A 17,333-nucleotide genomic window follows, 5' to 3' on the forward strand; every position below is an offset into this window, starting at 1 on the left:
GGATGCAGCTGCGCCGGGCCCTGCCCCTGACCCTTGCCGCACTCGCGATGGCCACCGGATGCGTGACCGTGACCCCAGCCGCCCCGCCGGACTCGCCCCGGCTGGGACCCGCGGCGGCCCGTACGGACCCCCGGCAACCGACGCCTCCCGCCTGGCCGTTGGGACGGCTGCCGGTGGCCCCCGTATCGGTGGAGCCGACCGTGGCGACCGAACCGGCCGAACCGACGGATCCGGCGCCGGTGCCGGTGCGTCCCGCCGCGCCCCGGCCCCCGCACCGGGCCGGGCCCGACCGCCCTCATGTCCCGCCGAAGCCCCACCGGCGGGCGCCCGCGGAGCCGAAGGCCAAGGGGAAGGCGAAGGCCAAGGCCAGGTCCACGGCCAAGCCGCGCGCGAAGACCGAGTCCCGTCCGGGGCCGGGGCTCACGTACGACATGACGGCCCTGTGCGAGGCGGCCCGCGGCACGGTGTCGCCGTCCATCGTGGCCCTGTGCCGTTAGGCGCTGCCCGCCGTTAATGGGTGGTTGAGCCCGCTCCGGATACCTAGAGTGACGAGGCACACCGTCGTCGCCCAGGAGCGGATCATGCGCACCCACTATCCCCGAACACCACATCTTCCCTGGTCACCCGGGGTGGGCGGGGACGATGTGCGGGCCGCTGCCGGACTCGCGGGGCTGGCCGGGCGGGAGGTGGTGGTCACCGAGAAGCTCGACGGGGAGAACACCACCCTCTACGCCGACGGGCTGCACGCCCGTTCGCTGGACTCGGGGCACCACCCCTCGCGGGCCTGGGTGAAGGCCCTGCAGGGCCGGATCGGTGCGGGGATCCCGGCCGGCCGGCGGGTGTGCGGGGAGAACCTGTACGCCCGCCACTCCCTCCCGTACGAGGACCTGGACAGCTGGTTCTACGGGTTCTCGGTGTGGGACGGCGACCACTGCCTCGACTGGGACCGGACCGTGGCGTTCCTCAGGGGGCTCGGCATACCCAGCCCGCGCGTGCTGTGGCGCGGTGTCTTCGACGAGCGGGCGCTGCGCAGGCTGCGGATCGACACCGCCCGCCAGGAGGGCTACGTCGTACGCACCGTGGACGGCTTCGCGGGTGCGGACTTCGGGCGGTGCGTGGCCAAGTGGGTACGGGGCGGGCACGTGCAGACCGACACGCACTGGATGTACGCCCAGGTCGTGCCCAACGGGCTGGGGCCGCAGGCTCCGCTGTGGGCGGTGCGGTCGGGCGCGGACCCCGATGTGGCGGGGCTGTCGGCCGCCCTCGGGGTCGAGGCCGACATCACGGTCGGGACCGAGACCGAGACCGAGACCGAGGCCGGAGCCGGTACCGGCGCCGGTGCCGACGCAGCGGCCGAGGTCGCCGAAGTGACCGCCCGGATCGACGGGTTGGGCCGGACCGGCGAGGCCCGGCTGGCCGGCGTACTGGCCGCGATGCTGCACCGCGTGCCGCGGGCCCGCCTCGCGGCGCGGCTGGCGGCGGGCCCGGCCGGCATGCCCCTCGCGCGGCGGGTGGCCGACCTGGTCGGGCTGTACCCGTCGCTCCAGCAGCCGTTCCCCGACTCCGAACGCCGGGCCGGCCTGGTACGGATGGCCGTCGCGGCCGACCTGGGCGTGCTGCACGCGCTCGCCGGGGCCACGGCCGGCGACCAAGCTGCGCGGGAGTGCGTGGAATGGTCCGCGCTGTGCGCCGAGGAGGCGGGGCTGCTCGGCGCGGACCCGCTCGGACCGTTGCGCGCCGGGCTGCGGGAGGCCTTGACCGGCCTCGGGCCGGAGGTGGCCGACCGCTGCTGGGCCGAGGCCCGCGAGGCCTACGCACGCGGCGGGATCTCCACCGCGGAGGAGGCCCTGTCCGCGACCTGGCGGTGGCGGGACGCGGCGTTCCCCCGGCTGGTCCAGCTGTGCGGGCCCTCGGGCAGCGGAAAGAGCACCTTCGCGCGGAGCCTGCCCGGCGTGTCCGCGTACGTGAGTCTCGACGATCTGCGGGCCGCCCGGGGCTCCCGCGCCGACCAGCGGGCCAACTCGGATGTCCTGCGCGAGGGCCTGGACCGGCTGGACACCGCCCTGGCGGCCGGCGGGACCGTGGTGTGGGACGCCACCTCCCTCACCGAGCAGCAGCGCGGCCTGGCCGGTTCGGTCGCGCGGCGCCGCGACGCCCTGGTCACCCAGGCGGTGGTGCTGGTCGAGGAGGCGGAGCTGCTGCGGCGCAACGCGGTGCGGGCGGACCCCGTACCGGCACAGGTGCTGACCACGCAGCTGCACCGGTTCAGCCCGCCGTATCCCGGTCGGGCCCACCGGACCTGGTACGTGGGGACGGGCGGGGACGTGGAGGACACGGCGGGGGTCCTGGGCGGCTCGGGCGATCCGGGCGCGGCGGGCGGGCCGGGCACCATGGGCGGGAAGGCCTGATTCCGATGCGTACGAGTGAAGAGCTCTACCACCAGGTCCGCTGGGACCCCCGGTTCGACCCGGCGCGGTTCGTGCTCGGGCTGCTGCAGCGCGGAGCCGCCCCCAAGCGGGTCCCGCTGCCCTCTTTCGTGCCCGGCGGGGACATCCCCTGGCACCGGGTGCTGTTCGTCGAGGCGGACGGCGAACTGGTGTGGGACCGGGCCACGGGGGTGGACCGGATCGATGCCACCGGGGCGGGGCGGGTCCGCGAACCCCGCCTGCTGCGGGCGCCGTTCTTCACCGCGCGGACCCCGCACGCGTGGGATCCGGCGGGCGGCGGCGCCTGGCGGCCCGCGCGGACGCCCGGGCCCGCCGGGGCCGAGGCCCCCGCCACCGTCCGGCTGCTGACGTGGAACACGCTCTGGGACCGCTACGACGCCCCGTGGATCGACACCGCCCGGCGCAGGCCGCTCCTGCTGGCCGATCTGGCGGTGTCGGACGCCGATGTGATCGCGCTCCAGGAGGTCGAACCCGCGCTGCTGGCCATGCTGCTGGCGGCGCCTTGGGTACGGGCCGGGTACACCGTCGCCACGGATCCGGGCGGCCGGGACGTCGCCGAGTGCGGGCTGCTGGTGCTGAGCCGGCTGCCGGTGCGGGAGGCCGGACTGCACGTGCTCGGCCCGCACAAGGCGGTCACCGCGGTGACGGTGGACACCGCCGCCGGACCCCTGGTCGTCGCCGCCACCCACCTGACGAGCGATCACACCGAGGGCGGGGAGGCACGCCGAGAGGTCGAACTGGCCCGCATCGCCGAGGGTTTGGGCGCGATCGAGGCCGGGGTGGCGCTGCTGGGCGACTTCAACGACGGCCGGTCCGGGGCCGAGGGGCCCGCGGGCGCCCTGGGCATGCGCGACGCCTGGAGCGACGTACACGGGCCCGCGGACGATACGGCCACCTTCGACCCGGCGGCCAATCCGCTGGCCGCGGTGGGTTCCCTGTCGGGGCGGGCCTCGCGCCTGGACCGGATCCTGCTGGCGCCCTCCGAGGCGCGGGTGACGGGTGCGGCCCTGCGCGGGAACGCGCCGGGCCCGGAAGGGCTGTTCGTCTCCGACCACTACGGGGTGGAGGCGACGGTGGAGTTCGGGGCCGCGGGCGGCAGGCTGCCCTCGCGGCTCGACCTGCCGGCGACGGCGCGCACGGCGGTGGCCTGGCTGCCGCCGCGACTCCCGGATTCCGTGGAGGAGTTGCGCAGGGCGCACGACCCGCAGGCCGACCGCTGGCCCGCGCACGTGAACCTGCTGTTCGGCTTCGTCCCCGAGTCCTCCTTCGAGGCGGCCGTGCCGCTGCTGGCCGAAGCGGCCTCGGAGGCGGCGGCGTTCACCGCGCGGCTGGAGGGGGTGCACAGCTTCGGCCACCGGGAGGACGCCACCCTCTGGCTGGATCCGGCGGCGGCCGGTGACACACCCTGGCAGGAGCTGCGCCGGGCGCTGATCCGGCGGTTCCCGGGGTGCCGGGGGCGCGCCGAGGGCTACACCCCGCACCTGACGCTGGGGCGCAGCCGGGATCCGCAGCGGGCGGTCGCGGAGTTCGCGGCCCGGCTCGCCGGCGGGCCGGACCGCGGGCGGACGGTCGCCCGGGTCGGGGAGCTGGCCGTGCTCTCGCGGCGCGGGGACGGCCCGATGCGGACGCGCGCGGTCGTGGAACTGGGCACGGGCCGGGTGCGGTGGCTGCCGGAACCCACGCCCGGGGACGGGGACGAGCCGCCCGGCGCCGCGCAGTCGGTCACCGCACGGATCGCCGAGGCACTGGCCGACTCACTGGCCGACGGCACGGTGCACGTGGCCGGATCGCGCCGCATGGGCTGCGCACTGCCGGGGGCGGACCTCGACCTGGTGGCGGCGCTGCCGGGCGAGACCGGTATCGCCGAGGTACGGGACCGGGTGGCGGCCGCCCTGCCGGACGCCGTACGCCTGCGCGAGGTGACGGGCGCGCGGGTGCCGGGGCTGCGGTTCCGGGTGGCCGGACTGGATGTGGACCTGGTCGTCGTCGCCACCGGCACGCTGGACCCGGCGCAGGCGGTGGCACGACGGGCCGAGCTGGGCGAGCCGGCCGCGATCGCGCTGAGCGCGGTGAGCGACGCGGATGCCGTACGGGGCTTCGCGGGCGCGGAGCACGCCGCCTTCGCGCGCCTGGCGCGGGAGGTCAAGGCCTGGGCCCGGGCCCGGGGTCTGGACTCGGCGCCGTTCGGCGGGCTGCCGGGGCTGGCCTGGGCCGTGCTGGCGGCGCGCACGGTGCGCGGGGCCGCCGACCTCTCCCCCGGCGCCCTGCGCCTGGACTTCTTCGGGACCTGGGCGGCCTGGGACTGGCGGGATCCGGTCGGCCTGGCCCCGGGGGCCGCGGGCCCCGACCCGGTGACGGTCCTCACCCCCTCCGAGCCGGTCCGCAGCTGCACGGCCCAGGTGGCGCCGGGCCTGCGCGACCTGCTCGGGCGGGAGCTGTACCGGGCCTGGGAGCTGCTGGACGCGGACCCCGACGGCTTCGGCGCCACCCTGGCCGTGCCGCCGCTGCACCGCCGGCACTCGGCCTGGGCGGTGGTGACCGTACGGGCGCCCGGGGAGCGGGAGTTCGAGGAGGCGCTGGGTCGGACCCGCGGCCGGCTGCGGGCGCTGATCGGCGCCCTGGTGGAGGCGGGCGCCGCGGACGCACACGCCTGGCCGCACCCCTTCGAAGCGGGCCCGGCCCTGGTCCGGTACGCGATCGGCCTCGGCACGACTCCGCCGGACGCGCCCCGCCTGGCCGCCCTGGCCGCGCCGTGGTCGCGCGGACTGCCCGGTGTCGAGGTCACCTGGGCGGCTTGCGGCGAGGTCCCGGACCTGAGAGCGCCAACCGCCGGGTGACACACCGGATTCCTCCGCGTCGGGACCCCTTCCCGGACACTGCCCGGGGCTCGGCCCGGCCCCGGGCGGCGTCGCGGCGCGGGGCGTCAGATCTCGATGACGATCTTCCCGGCGGTGTGTCCGGCCTGGCTCAGTTCGAAGGCCGCCGCCAGCTCGGCCAGCGGGAAGGTCTTGGCGATCGGCACCTTCAGCTGCCCGGCGTCGGCGAGCCGGCCCAGTTCGGCGAGGTCGCTGCCGACCGCGCGGACCCACATCCACTGCCCGCCCGAACCGACCACGGTGGGGTCGGCGATGGAGGCGTGCCGGCCGTCGTCGTGCAGCACGGCGCGGGTGACGTCGAGGACGCCGCCGACGAAGTCCGCGACGACGGTCGCGCCGTCGGGGGCCAGGGCGAGCACCCGCTCGGCGAGGCCGTCCCCGTACGCGACGGGCTCGGCGCCGAGCTCCCGCACCCGGTCGTGGTTGCGCGGCGAGGCGGTGCCGATGACCCGTGCCCCGAGCGCGCGGGCGATCTGCACGCCCAGGGAGCCGACGCCGCCCGCCGCGCCGTGGATCAGCACCGTGTCCTCCTTGCCGGTGCCCAGCCGGGTGAGCAGCTGGTAGGCGGTGAGCCCGGCGAGCGGCAGTCCGGCGGCCTCCGCCCAGCCGAGGGAGGCGGGCTTGTGCGCGAGGGTGCGGACGGGCACGGTGACGAACTCGGCGAACGTGCCGCCGCGCAGGTAGTCCTTGCGGGCGTTGGACATGACCTCGTCGCCCTCGGCGAATTCGGGTACGTCGAGGCCGACCCGCTCGACGGTGCCGGCCACGTCCCAGCCGGGGACCACCGGGAAGACGACGTCCATCATGGGGTCGAGCCCGCCCGCCATGATCTTCCAGTCGACGGGATTCACCGCGGCGCACTTCACCCGGACCAGGACCTCGCCGGGTCCGACCTTCGGCACGGGCAGCCGCGTCTCGGAGAGCACCTCCGTCCCGCCGTACGTCTCGTACGCCATCGCCCGCATGGTGGCCTCGGCCATGTTCCCGACCTCTCCGTGAGCTGGTGGACCCGCCCCCGGCCCCATCCCACCACGCGGCCCGGGCCCCTCCCGAGAAGCGCGGCGGGCGAGGAAGAAGAGCCTGTATAGGCACATCCGTCATCTTTCGAACCGGTGATCGGATCCGGCTGTCCGCGGATCCGCCGGTCACCGACCCTCCGAGAAGGAAGACGATCCATGAGAAGCGTTGTTCGTGCCGCGGCCCTGACGGGAGCCGTCGGCGCACTGCTCCTGCTGACCACCCCCGCCTCCCAGGCCGCGCCCTCCGCCGCGTCGGCGTGCATCACCGCCACCCAAACCGAGGACTACGGGCGCGGCGAGATCACCGTCTGCCCGCAGAGCGACGGAACCGTCCGGCTCACCGGCTGGGTCGAGGACCTGAAGCCGGGCGGCGGCTGGCTCAACCCGGACGGGTACTGCGCGGGTTGGTGGCTCCAGGAAGGCGGAGTGAACGGGGAATTCGGACCGTACGTCTGCCCGCACATCGACCCCGCGCGCAAGCCCACGCGCACGTTCGACACGGTCATCACGCCCGAGGCGCCGGTGGTGGGCGTGACGCTCACGAGGTTCGGCGTCTGACCCCACCCCACGGAAGGGGCCCTGGTCCAGGCGGTCACGCCCGGACCAGGGCCCCTCGCCCGGCGCTGGGGACGCTTGGACCAGGTGATCGCGCGTGTGAGGATCGTGCCACGTGCGCACGCCCGGACAGCGGGTGCGCACGACGAGCCGTGGGGTCGGGGAGGGGTGGTGTCATGTTCGCGGGCGGAACGGCGAGGCTGGCGATCAACAACGGCGGTGAGGCGCCGCTGGAGCTGATCATCGAGCCCTGGGCGGACTGCTACCTGATCCCGCCCAAGCAGTCCTGGGTCGTCGTCACCCACGCGCCGGCCGGAGATGCCCCTTGGACCGGGACGTCGTACGGGGACGAGCCGTTCGAGGTCGACCACCGCCCCGATGCGGTCACCGTGTGGCCCAACGGCAACTGCTTCCACCTCGGCGACAGGGCGGGCAACGCGATCGACGCGGCCGACCACCAGTGCCCGGCCCGGGACCCCCTCGCCGTCACCGGCCGATGACCAGGTCCGCCCGATCGCGGCCGGGGGCGATCAGGCGGGCGTTGGACTCGTCCGAGCGGGCCACCCAGGCGCGGGCGTGTGCCGGGTCCTTGCCGTGCCGTACGTGGCGGTCGATCAGGCGGCGGATCCGCAGGGTGTCGTCGGGGGCGAGGTACCACGCCTCGTCGAGGAGGGGACGCACCCGGGCCCACTCCCCCGCGTCGTGGAGCAGGTAGTTCCCCTCGGTGATCACCAGGGGTACGGCGGGAGCGACGGGGATGCTCCCCGCGATCGGCTCCTCGCGGGAGCGGTCAAAGGCCGGCGCGTAGACCGTGCCGTCGCCGCCCGGTGCGCGCAGCCGGCGCAGCAGGGCCGTGTAGCCGCCCGCATCGAAGGTGTCGGGGGCGCCCTTGCGGTCGGCCCGGCCCAGGCGCGCCAGTTCGGCCCGGGCGAGATGGAACCCGTCCATCGGCACCACCACCGCCAGCTCCGGACCCAGCGCCTCGGCCAGCCTCGCGGCCAGCGTCGACTTGCCCGCCCCGGGCGGCCCGGCGATCCCGAGGATCCGCCGGCCGCCCGTGCCGTCCCGGCCGCCCGTCGCGGCGCCGCGGTCGCCGCGACCGCCCCCGTCGGCCAGCGCGCGGGCCCGCGCCGCCAGTTCCGTCATCTCCACGGCCCCATCCTGCCCGAGCGGGCCGGCGCGGTGGCGCTCGGGCTCACGCTGCCGCGAGGCTCGCCGCCAGGCTCCGTACCTGGTGCATGTACTCGACGACCTGAGGTTCGTGCCGCCAGGGGTGCAGCGCGTTCGTGAAGATCTTGATGTAGTCGATGCCCCGGACCGTCTGGAGGCGGGTGAAGAGCTGGAGCGACTCCCGGCCGAGGGTCAGGGCGGCTTCCAACTCCCCCTGCTGCGCATGGGCCGTGGCCAGGACGGACAGGCGGATCCCCCGGGACCGGGCGAACGCGTCACCGGGCATCGCACCCAGCGCGTGCCAGGCGAAGGTGGACTCGGGGCGTCCGAGATCGCGGAAGATCTCCGTGGCGTCGGTGATGACCCGCTGGCGGGTGAAGAAGTCGATCCAGGCGCGCTCGCCCGCGCCTTCCGCCTCTCCCCGCTCCAGCAGCCGCTCCGACGCGGACAGGCACGCGGACGCCGCACGGGCATCGCCCTCCCTCGCGTGCGCCCTGGCCTCGATGAGTTTGGCGAAGCCCAGCACCCGGGGATCGGCGGCCGGTACCCGCTCGTAGGCGCCTTGCGCCATGTCGATGGCCTGCGAGGAGAAGCCGCGCATCATCGCCTGCATCGCCATGGTGGTGAGGATGTAGGCGCCCAGGTGGATGTCACCGCCGGCCTTGGCCATCCGAAGAGCCTGGATGTAGTGGCGCTGTGCCTTCTGGTGCTGGCCGGCGTCGAAGGCGGTCCATCCGGCCAGCCGGGCCATCTCGGCCGTCACGGAGAAGAGTTCGCGTCCGTCCTGCTCGGAATAGCGGGCGCGCAGGAGCGGGGTGACCCGCGTGTAGAGGTACTCGGTCAGCGACTGCGACTTCCAGGCCGCCCCGCCGAACCGGGAGTCCCAGGCCCGCGCCGCGTCGGCGGCCGCCCGCAGCTCCTCGATGTGCGTACGGCCGACGGTCTCCCTCGTCGACGAGGTCAGTACCGGCTCGGTGGGGCTGACCAGCCACCGGGTCACGGGCTCCGAGAAGGCGGAGGCCGCGAAGGGCGCCGCGGCCAGGAAGTTCCGTCGGTTCACCATGCTCCAATACGAGGTCGCTTCGTCGACCGCCTGCTGTTGATCCCTCGGGAAGGTGAGCCCCGCCGACTGGTCGGGACGGGCCCCGCCCATTCCGATGTCCGCGACACCCACCGGCCTCCCGAGGACCTCCGTGAGCACGGTGCCTATGTGCTGCGGCACCGGCCACTTCGGCTGCATGCCCCTGCGGCACCAGTTGGCCACGGACGTATGGGTGTACTCCGTGGTGATGCCCTCGGAACGGCAGATCTCATTCAGCCGGAAGGCCAGACGTTTGTGGCTGATCCCGGATTCCTCTATCAGCTTCACCAGCTGTTCGTTCACCGCGTGCTTAGGTTGCTCCGCCATCGGAGGCTCCCGCCCTCAGCGCCAGGTGTGTCCCGAACTCCATGGTAGTGAAGGCGAGTTGGCGTGAGCCTTGGCTCCGATTCGTGAGCCCCCTCCGTGAGCCCTGTGCGCCGGGCCGGACGCTGGTCTCCTGGTGGGACATCGACAGGATCACCCGAACGAGGGGCTGGAACCGGTGACGAAGACGACCAGGACGACCAGGACCACGAAGACGACGAAGGGCCGCATCTCTTCCGCCGGCGGGCGATGGTCCCGGCACGCGGCCGGCCGGGGCGTGGCGCTGACCCTCGCCATGATCCCCGTACTGGTCGAGGCGCTCCCGCCCTGGCTGCTCATCGCCGGCATCGCGACGCTCGTCGTCGCCGCGGGGCAGAACGGGCAGCCGGGGTCGGCGCCGGACGACCTCCGCAACGTCGGGGGTGCCGGCCCGTCCCGGGCGGGGCGGCCCGTGCCCCGCAGGGTGCACCACCGGGTACGCGCCTCGCGGCGCGGCGGTCCGGCGGGCCGGGGCGGGCGCCGGTAGGGGATTTCCGGTAGGAGAGCGGCCATAGGGTGCTGACGGGAAGTCTCACCTGAGGCTCCGGGAAAGGGAGACACATGCAGCACGTTGCGGTCCTTGGGGGAAGTATCGCCGGCCTCGCCGCCGTTCGGGCGTTACGGAGCTTCGGAGTCCGGGTGACGCTCGTCGAGCCCGACGACTTGGGCGGCGGCGCGGGGGCCGGTGCGGACGGCCGCAAGGGGGTGCCGCAGAGCGGGCAGTTGCACGCGCTACTCGACATGGGGCGTACGCAGGCGGACCGCTGGTTCCCCGGCCTGACGGACGAGTTGGTGGACCATGGGGCGGTCTTGGGTTCCGGTGGCGAGATCCAGCTGTTCGCGGGCGGTACGCGCAAGGTCGCCGTCCCCGGCAACGAGCTCATCGGGACCACGCGCCGCCTCCTGGAGGAACGCATCCGCCGCCGCACGCTCGCCGACGAGCACGTGACGGTGGTGCGGGCCCGGGCCTGCGGCCTGCGCTTCGAGGGCGGGCGCGTGACCGGCGTACTGCACCAAGGGGCCGACGGCGGGACGGAGTCCTGCCTTCCGGTCGACGCCGTCGTCGATGCCATGGGCCGCTCCAGCCGGCTGACCTCCTGGCTGCGGGACGGCGGCTGGCCCGAGCCGCCCGTCGACCGCATGAGGATCGACCTCGGCTACGCCACCGGACTCTTCCGCCGCGGCCCGGAACTGCCCGGCGTACGCGTCGCGCATCAACTGCCGCTCGCCGCGGACACCGTCGACCGGCAGCCCGACACCGGCGCCATGGCAGCCGTCGAGGGAGACCGCTGGATGGTGGTCATCGCGGCCTACGCCGACCGGCGCCTCACGCGCGACCGGGACGCCTTCCTCCGGCGCATGCACGAGATGGAGGCCGAGCCCTTCGGCGTCGTCGCCGGCCGGTGCGAGCTGCTCGGCGAGGTGGAGACGTACACGATGGCCCACTCCATGCGGCGCAACTGGTCGCGGACGGAGCGGCTGCCCGGCGGCCTGTTCGTCGTGGGGGACGCCGTCGCCTCCTTCAACCCCGTCTACGGCCAGGGGATGACCTCGGCCTTCCTGCACGCCTCCTGTCTCGCCGCCCACCTCCGCAAGGGCGCCGACCTCACGGCGCCGGCCGTCGGCTACTTCGAGCACGTACGGGTCGTCGTCGACGCGGCCTGGAAGGTCTCCACCCTCGCCGATCTCGCCCAGCCCCACGTGACCGGCCCCTACCCGCCCGGCTACCGGTTCTCCAAGGCCCTCTCCGACCGGATGGGCGAGGCCTCCGTCACGGACGCCTGGGTCAACGAGCGCTTCCTCGACGTGGTCAACATGCGCCGCCACCCCGCCGCCCTGGAAACCCCGCACTTCTGGTGGCGCGTCGGCAAGGCGCTGCTGGCCCGGCGCGCCGGTGCGGCCCGTCCGGGGAGGTGTTAGCCTGCCGCGCCGCGAAAGCACAGCACAGCACGGCCCGGTTCCCAGCAGGAGGCTCACATGGCACATCGTCCGGTCACCGTCGTCACCGGAGGCAGCAGGGGCATCGGCGCCGCGACCTGCCTGCGACTGGCCGCCGACGGGCACGACCTGGCACTGGGCTACGTCCACGACGAGGCGGCCGCCAAGGACATCGCCGACCGGATACGGGCCGTCGGCGCACGCTGTGTGACGGTACGCGGGGACACCTCCGAGGAGCGCGGCGTGGAGCGGCTCTTCGACATCGCCGGCGCCGAACTCGGCCCGGTGACGGGGCTGGTCAACAACGCCGGGGTGACCGGTCCGCTGGGCCGGCTCGCCGACGCCCGGACCGAGGACCTGCGGCGCGTGGTCGAGGTCAACCTCCTCGGCTACCTGCTGTGCTGCCGCCGGGCCGCCCAGGACATGGCCGCGGCGGGCGGCGGCGCCATCGTGAACGTCTCCTCGGCCGCCGCGACGCTCGGCAGCCCCGGGGACTACGTCCACTACGCCGCGACCAAGGCCGCCGCCGACGCCCTGACCATCGGCCTCTCCAAGGAGCTCGGCCCGGACGGGATCCGGGTCAACGCCGTGGCTCCCGGCATCATCGAGACCGACATGCACGCGGCGATGGGCGATCCCGACCGGCCGGCCCGGGCAGCGGCCGGAATCCCGCTCGGGCGGCCCGGACAGCCCGAGGAGGTCGCCGGGGCGATCGCCTGGCTGCTGTCCCCGGAGGCCTCGTACACCACGGGAGCCGTCCTGCGGGTCTCCGGCGGCCGCTGACGCCCGGTACGGCCTCCGGCCCCCGGCTACGCGGGCCCGGCCCGCGGCCGCTTCCTGAGCGCACCGCGCCGACCGGAAATATGATGGGCACGGGCCTTTCGCTCAGCGGAAGGAGTGGCCCATGAGCCCGCATCGTCACCCGCGGGCCGCGAGCGCCGAGCTCCTGTCCAGGCTGGGCCGGCTCACCGCCCTGGCACGGGAAGGGGCGGAGCTGCAACAGGCCCGGGTGCGGCTGGCGGAGGTACTGCAGCGCGAGATGCTGCCCGCCTCGCTGCCCGTCCTGCCGGGGCTGCGGGCCGCGGCCCGGTACGCCCCCGCCCGGCACGGCCTGGACATCGGCGGCGACTGGTACGACGGCTTCCGGCTGCCCGACGGCTCCCTCGCCTTCTCCATCGGCGATGTGGAGGGACACGACGTCGAGGCGGCCGCCTTCATGGGCCAGGTCCGGATCGGCCTGCGCGCGGTGGCCTCCGTCGTCGAAGACCCCGGAGAGGTGCTGAGCCGGACCAATGACGTCCTGCTCTCGACGGACGGCGAGCTCTTCGCCACCTGCAGCCTGCTCCGCTTCGACCCCGAGACCTGGGAGTTCGAGAGCGCCCGGGCGGGACACGTCCCCTCGGTCTGGGCCACGGTGGACGGCGAGTACGGCATCACCGAGGACGAAGGCGGACTGCCCCTGGGCATGCTCCCCGGGGCGGGGTACACGGTGACCCGGCGCCGGCTGACGAAGGCGGGGGCGATCGTCCTGCTCACCGACGGCGTGGTCGAAGGGCCGGCGTTCCCGATCGACGTGGGACTGGAGCGCGTGGCCCGCGTCGTCAGGGAGGCGGCGGGCGCCGATCCCGGCGAGCTGGCCGCCGAGGTGATGAAGGTGGCCGATTCCACCGGCCACGCCGACGACGCCGCCGTGCTCGTCCTCCGTCACGAGGCGGCGAGCCCCTGACCCGGCCAGCGCGTGTCACGGCCCGCCGGACGCGGGGACTGTTGTCTGATGCTCTGGTGCGCAACGAGGAATGGCGACGCCTCCCCGAAGCTGTTCTGTGGATCCTCGCCGTCGCCGTCGCCTACTACGCGGGCGGACGGATCGGCCTGCTGCAGGCCGTGGTCGTCGAGGGTGCGGTGGTGACGCCCTTGTGGCTGCCCACGGGGATCGCCCTCGCGGCCCTCCTCTGGCGGGGCCTGTGGGTCTGGCCGGGGATCGCCCTGGGCACGTACTTCGCCATCGAGCGGATCAGTACGTTCGACCTCCCCGACACGGGCATCGTCGCGGGGAACACCCTCGCCCCGGTGTGCGCGTACCTGATGCTCCGCCGGGTCGGCTTCCGCGTCGAGCTGGACCGGCTGCGGGACGGGCTGGCGCTGGTCTTCCTCGGCGGTCTGGTGCCGATGCTGATCAGCGCGACCGCCGGGACCTGGATCCTGATCCTCACCGGCGATCTGGCGCTGACGGGGTTCTGGTCGACGTGGTCGGCCTGGTGGGCCGGAGACGCGATGGGCGTGCTCGTGGTGACCCCGCTCCTGCTCGTCCTGCGCAAGGCGCGGCTGCCCCGCGACAGCTACCGCGTGGGCGAGGCGGCGGCGCTGGTGGTGACCGCCGTCGTGGTCACCCTCGTGGCCACCCGCAGCTCCCTCTCCCTGCTCTTCCTCGTCTTCCCGCTGCTCATCTGGGCGGCGGTGCGCTTCCAGCTGGCCGGGAGCGCACCGGTCGCCCTGCTCATCTCGGTCCTGGCGAACTCGGCGGCGAGCGACCAGGCCGGGCCGTTCGCCCACCACACCCTCTTCGAGGTCATGGTCAACCTCCAGGCCCTCAACGGAGCCGCGGCCCTGACGGGGCTGCTGCTGGCGGCGCTCGTCACCGAGCAGAACAACATCCGCCTGAAGATCGAACAGGTCTGCGAGGACCTGGCCGAGTTGGTGGAACAGCTCGGCCCGCGGAGACCGGGCCGGTGAACCGGCCCCCCTAGCCGAACGCCGCCCGCGTGGCCGGGCCGTAGACACCCTTCGGGTCGCCCGTGATGCCCCGGTCGCTCTGCAGCTGGGCCACACCGCGCCGGGTCTGGCCGTCGTACACGCCCGTGACGGAGACGTACGTGAACCCCTGCCCGTAGAGCCGTTCCTGGAGGTCGCTCACCTCGGGCCCGCGGTCCCCCGGGCGCAGCGTCCCGGCCGCGGCCGCCGACGGCTGCGCGGACGAGGCGCTCGGCGTTGGCGTCGGCTTCGCGCCCTGGCTTCCGGCCGGAGCGGGCGAAGCGGAGGCTCCGGGCGACCCCGACGCGGCCGGGCCGGTGGCGGCCTTGGCCGAGGGCGGGGCACTCCCGGACTCGCCGGCGCCGTCCGGGCTGCGCGCAGGGAGCACCGGCACGGACAGGTCGGGCCGCTGCACGGACCGGGACGGCGGCTGCGGATCGGGGCCGTTCAGCAGGAACACCAGGACCCCGGCAGCGGCGAGCACGCCAAGGGTGATGACGAGGGCCGGGGCGATCCGGCGGCCGCCGCGGCCCCTCGCGGGACGACCGAGGTCGCCGCCACCGGCGCCCGCGCCGACGGCGGGAGCCGCGGCGGCAGGAGCGGCGGCGCGCGCGGGCTCCCGGTCCGGCGCCGGGCCGGGGTAGGAGACGGGCCCGCTCTGCGGCCAGGCGGGCCCGGTCGCCGCCTGCTGGGGCGGCCGGCCCGAGGGGGCCACGTACGGGCGTACGAGCAGGCGGTCGTCGGGGACGATGCCGCTCTCATCGGAGTCGTGGGACATGTGTCTCCCCGGCTGGGACGGGGGCCGGCGCGGCGGTGCGGTGCCGGCCCCCACCCGGCCGGTCAGGCCCCGCGCCGCCGTGCGGCCGGGACCGTCACGGTGCGTCTGGCGGCTGCGCCGGGAGCGCGGCCGGGCGTACCGCCGAGTGCGAGGGAACCACCGGTCGTGTCCGGGGCGGGCCCCGGTTCGGGCAATGAGCGGACGGACATGCGCATCTGGGGTGTCTCCGAAGTGCAGCTCAAGCGGTGGTTCTCGACCGGCGCACTCTTCCCTTCCGGGCCGGGCCGGGTCAAGCCGGATGTCCGATCTGCCCTCGTCCATCCGGTCTCTGCCCGCCGATCATTTCAGGCCACCGGGCTCGCCGGGCCGGCGGCGGACGGACGTGGCCCAGACCGTGACCGCCGCCAGGAGCATCAGGGCGGCTCCGCCGAGCGGGGCGGCGGGGGCGGAGATGCCGTCGACCGCGAGGCCGCCGAGCAGCGCGCCCGCGGCTATGGCCAGGTTGAACATGGCCACCATCAGCGAAGAGGCGGCCTCGGCGGCGGCGGGGGCCGCCTTGATCATCCAGCTCTGGACGGTCACCGAGACCCCTCCGTACACGAGCCCCCAGGCGAGCAGCAGGACGGTCCCGGCGACCGCTCCCGGCAGGACGGCGATCAGGCCGAGGATCACGGTGAGGCAGGCGCTGACGGCGAGCAGCGTGCGGTACGGATCGCGCGCCCCGGCCAGGAAGTTGCCCGCGACCCCGGCGACGCCGTAGCCGAGCAGCAGGGTGCTCACGTAGGCGGCGTCGATGCCCGAGACGTCTTGCAGGATGGGCCGTACGAAGGTGTAGGCGGCGAACTGCCCGGTCACCACGAGGAAGGTGACGATCACTCCGGCGCGCACCGCGCGGTTCTCGCGGAGCAGGGCGGGGAGTTCGGGGAAGGTGATGTGCCGGGTCGGCGGCAGCGGGGGCAGCAGCAGGAGCAGGGCGGTCAGCGTGAGGAGGCCGAGGACGCCGACCGCGGCGAAGGCGCTGCGCCAGCCGCCGAGTTCGCCGAGCAGCGTGCCGGCGGGGACGCCGAGCACCGAGGCGGTCGGAACTCCGCCGAAGACGAGCGCGGTCGCCCGGCCTACGTGGCGCTCGGGGACGAGCCGTACGGCGAGCCCGCCGGCGATGGCCCAGAACCCGCCGACGCTGACTCCGACGAGCAGGCGCGCGGCCAGGACGACGGCGAAGTTCGGCGCGAAGGCGGCGGCGAGGTTGGCGGCGGCCATCAGGGCGATGAGTACGCAGAGCACGAGCCGCCGGTCGAGGCGGCCGGCGCCGACGGTGACGAGCGGCGCGCAGAGGCCGGCGACCAGCCCGGGCACGGTGACCATGAGCCCGGCGGTCCCGTCGGACACCCGGAGGTCGGCCCCGACGGGGGTGAGCAGTCCGACGGGCAGCAGCTCGGAGGTGATCAGGCAGAAGATCCCGAGCGCGACGGCACAGACGGCCGCCCAGCCCTTCCAGGCGGGGCCCTGGGCCGCGGCGGCACCCGGGCCGAAGGCGGGTCCGGGTGCGGAGTCGGCCCCGGGTACCGCGTCGGGCGCGGATGCGGAACCGTGCCCGGGTATGGCGCCCGGTGCGCGGGGTACGGACGCGCGGGCGGCTCCGTTGCCGGAGGCGGGCGCGGGTTCCGGACTGGGCGCGGGGTTGCCGGGCGCGGCAGCTGCGGTCATGGATCGGTACTCCGTACGGGCAGATCGGCGGGCAGGACACGGCGGCACGCGGTGCCGGGGGTCGCGCCTCCCCCGGCACCCGTACTGCTGTTCCCGTGACCCTCCCATACCGGTGGATCCAGGCCTACCCACCGTCCACGCTCCGGCGGCGAATCGATTCCGCTCCGGGGGCGTCACCCGGACGCGTGAGGCGGGGGAGGGTGTCGGCCGGGCCGTACGGCAAGGTGGTCTGATGCTGTTACGCCGGGCCGTGCCCCTCTCCCTCCTCGCGCTCCTCACGAGCGCCGGCTGCGTCTCCGTCGGCCCGCAGGATTCGGCTCCGGTTCCCGCTCCCGTACACGGCTCCGTACCGCCCGTGGGCGCGCCGGAGGTGCCGGAGCCGCTGCCCCTGGGGAGGCTGCCGGGGGCGTCCGTGCCGGACGCCGCCGACCCGGAGGCGGCCTCGCGCCAGGAGCCGTCCGCCGGCCGGCGTGCCCGACCCCAACCTGCCCGGGCCCGGCAAGCGGCCGCGCTCGTCGATGTCGCCGACCGTCGTGCTGCGCGACGGCGAGCCGCTGCTCGCCACCGGCAGCCCCGGCGGCGCGACCATCATCACCACCACCCTCCAGGTGCTCCTCGGCCGCCTCGACCGCGGCCTGAGCCTGGAGC

15 protein-coding genes and 1 pseudogene are annotated in these 17,333 nt (G+C 75.0%); 11 read left to right on the forward strand and 5 right to left on the reverse strand.

Annotated features, from left to right (window positions below; translation table 11 throughout):
* The first annotated feature begins 2 nt into the window (after window positions 1–2).
* The 3 genes from ACFWBN_RS03160 (at window position 3) to ACFWBN_RS03170 (ending at window position 5,284) form a co-directional block, all read left to right on the forward strand.
* Window positions 3–497 carry a hypothetical protein gene (locus tag ACFWBN_RS03160; protein WP_385169659.1) on the forward strand — a complete coding sequence of 165 codons (495 nt, stop codon included), beginning with the start codon at window positions 3–5 and terminating at the stop codon, window positions 495–497.
* An 84-nt stretch (window positions 498–581) separates the two neighbouring features.
* Window positions 582–2,408, forward strand: coding sequence for an RNA ligase family protein (locus tag ACFWBN_RS03165; protein WP_385169727.1), 1,827 nt, complete (start codon window positions 582–584; stop codon window positions 2,406–2,408).
* Window positions 2,409–2,413: 5 nt separating this feature from the next.
* A complete protein-coding gene (locus ACFWBN_RS03170; protein WP_385169662.1) occupies window positions 2,414–5,284 on the forward strand; it encodes a poly(A) polymerase in 2,871 nt (956 codons plus the stop codon).
* 86 nt (window positions 5,285–5,370) lie between these two features.
* On the opposite strand, the gene ACFWBN_RS03175 is transcribed toward ACFWBN_RS03170, so the two are convergent.
* Window positions 5,371–6,288 carry an NADP-dependent oxidoreductase gene (locus ACFWBN_RS03175; protein WP_385169730.1) on the reverse strand — a complete coding sequence of 306 codons (918 nt, stop codon included), beginning with the start codon at window positions 6,286–6,288 and terminating at the stop codon, window positions 5,371–5,373.
* Between the two features lie 210 nt (window positions 6,289–6,498).
* Between ACFWBN_RS03175 and ACFWBN_RS03180 the strand changes: the two genes are divergently transcribed.
* Window positions 6,499–6,900, forward strand: a complete 402-nt coding sequence (locus tag ACFWBN_RS03180; RefSeq protein ID WP_385169665.1) for a hypothetical protein — start codon at window positions 6,499–6,501, stop codon at window positions 6,898–6,900.
* Between the two features lie 173 nt (window positions 6,901–7,073).
* Complete coding sequence (locus ACFWBN_RS03185; RefSeq protein ID WP_385169668.1) at window positions 7,074–7,397, forward strand: hypothetical protein; 324 nt, start codon at window positions 7,074–7,076, stop codon at window positions 7,395–7,397.
* Here the strand turns inward: ACFWBN_RS03185 and ACFWBN_RS03190 are convergent.
* A complete protein-coding gene (locus tag ACFWBN_RS03190; protein WP_385169733.1) occupies window positions 7,384–8,043 on the reverse strand; it encodes a nucleoside/nucleotide kinase family protein in 660 nt (219 codons plus the stop codon). The genes ACFWBN_RS03185 and ACFWBN_RS03190 overlap by 14 nt on opposite strands.
* A gap of 49 nt (window positions 8,044–8,092) precedes the next feature.
* Entirely contained in the window at window positions 8,093–9,475 is a 1,383-nt protein-coding gene (locus ACFWBN_RS03195) for a sporulation protein (RefSeq protein WP_385169671.1), read from the reverse strand.
* A gap of 175 nt (window positions 9,476–9,650) precedes the next feature.
* On the opposite strand from ACFWBN_RS03195, the gene ACFWBN_RS03200 reads away from it, so the two are divergent.
* The 5 genes from ACFWBN_RS03200 (at window position 9,651) to ACFWBN_RS03220 (ending at window position 14,182) form a co-directional block, all read left to right on the forward strand.
* Window positions 9,651–9,998, forward strand: a complete 348-nt coding sequence (locus ACFWBN_RS03200) for a hypothetical protein (RefSeq protein ID WP_385169674.1) — start codon at window positions 9,651–9,653, stop codon at window positions 9,996–9,998.
* A gap of 152 nt (window positions 9,999–10,150) precedes the next feature.
* Window positions 10,151–11,431, forward strand: a complete 1,281-nt coding sequence (locus ACFWBN_RS03205) for a hypothetical protein (protein ID WP_385169676.1) — start codon at window positions 10,151–10,153, stop codon at window positions 11,429–11,431.
* Between the two features lie 57 nt (window positions 11,432–11,488).
* On the forward strand, window positions 11,489–12,232 hold the full coding sequence (locus tag ACFWBN_RS03210; protein ID WP_385169679.1) for an SDR family oxidoreductase: 744 nt from the start codon (window positions 11,489–11,491) through the stop codon (window positions 12,230–12,232).
* 121 nt (window positions 12,233–12,353) lie between these two features.
* Window positions 12,354–13,175: a PP2C family protein-serine/threonine phosphatase gene (locus ACFWBN_RS03215; RefSeq protein ID WP_385169682.1), complete on the forward strand. Its 822-nt coding sequence runs from the start codon at window positions 12,354–12,356 to the stop codon at window positions 13,173–13,175.
* Window positions 13,176–13,228: 53 nt separating this feature from the next.
* A complete protein-coding gene (locus ACFWBN_RS03220) occupies window positions 13,229–14,182 on the forward strand; it encodes an MASE1 domain-containing protein (RefSeq protein ID WP_385169736.1) in 954 nt (317 codons plus the stop codon).
* 10 nt (window positions 14,183–14,192) lie between these two features.
* On the opposite strand, the gene ACFWBN_RS03225 is transcribed toward ACFWBN_RS03220, so the two are convergent.
* Window positions 14,193–14,978 carry a peptidoglycan-binding protein gene (locus ACFWBN_RS03225; protein ID WP_385169684.1) on the reverse strand — a complete coding sequence of 262 codons (786 nt, stop codon included), beginning with the start codon at window positions 14,976–14,978 and terminating at the stop codon, window positions 14,193–14,195.
* A 339-nt stretch (window positions 14,979–15,317) separates the two neighbouring features.
* A complete protein-coding gene (locus tag ACFWBN_RS03230; RefSeq protein ID WP_385169689.1) occupies window positions 15,318–16,685 on the reverse strand; it encodes an MFS transporter in 1,368 nt (455 codons plus the stop codon).
* Window positions 16,686–17,155: 470 nt separating this feature from the next.
* Here ACFWBN_RS03230 and ACFWBN_RS03235 point away from each other — a divergent pair.
* Window positions 17,156–17,333 (forward strand): annotated as a pseudogene (locus tag ACFWBN_RS03235) (gamma-glutamyltransferase); the annotation flags it as partial.

It is taken from the genome of Streptomyces sp. NPDC059989, assembly GCF_042736975.1.
GTDB lineage: Bacteria > Actinomycetota > Actinomycetes > Streptomycetales > Streptomycetaceae > Streptomyces.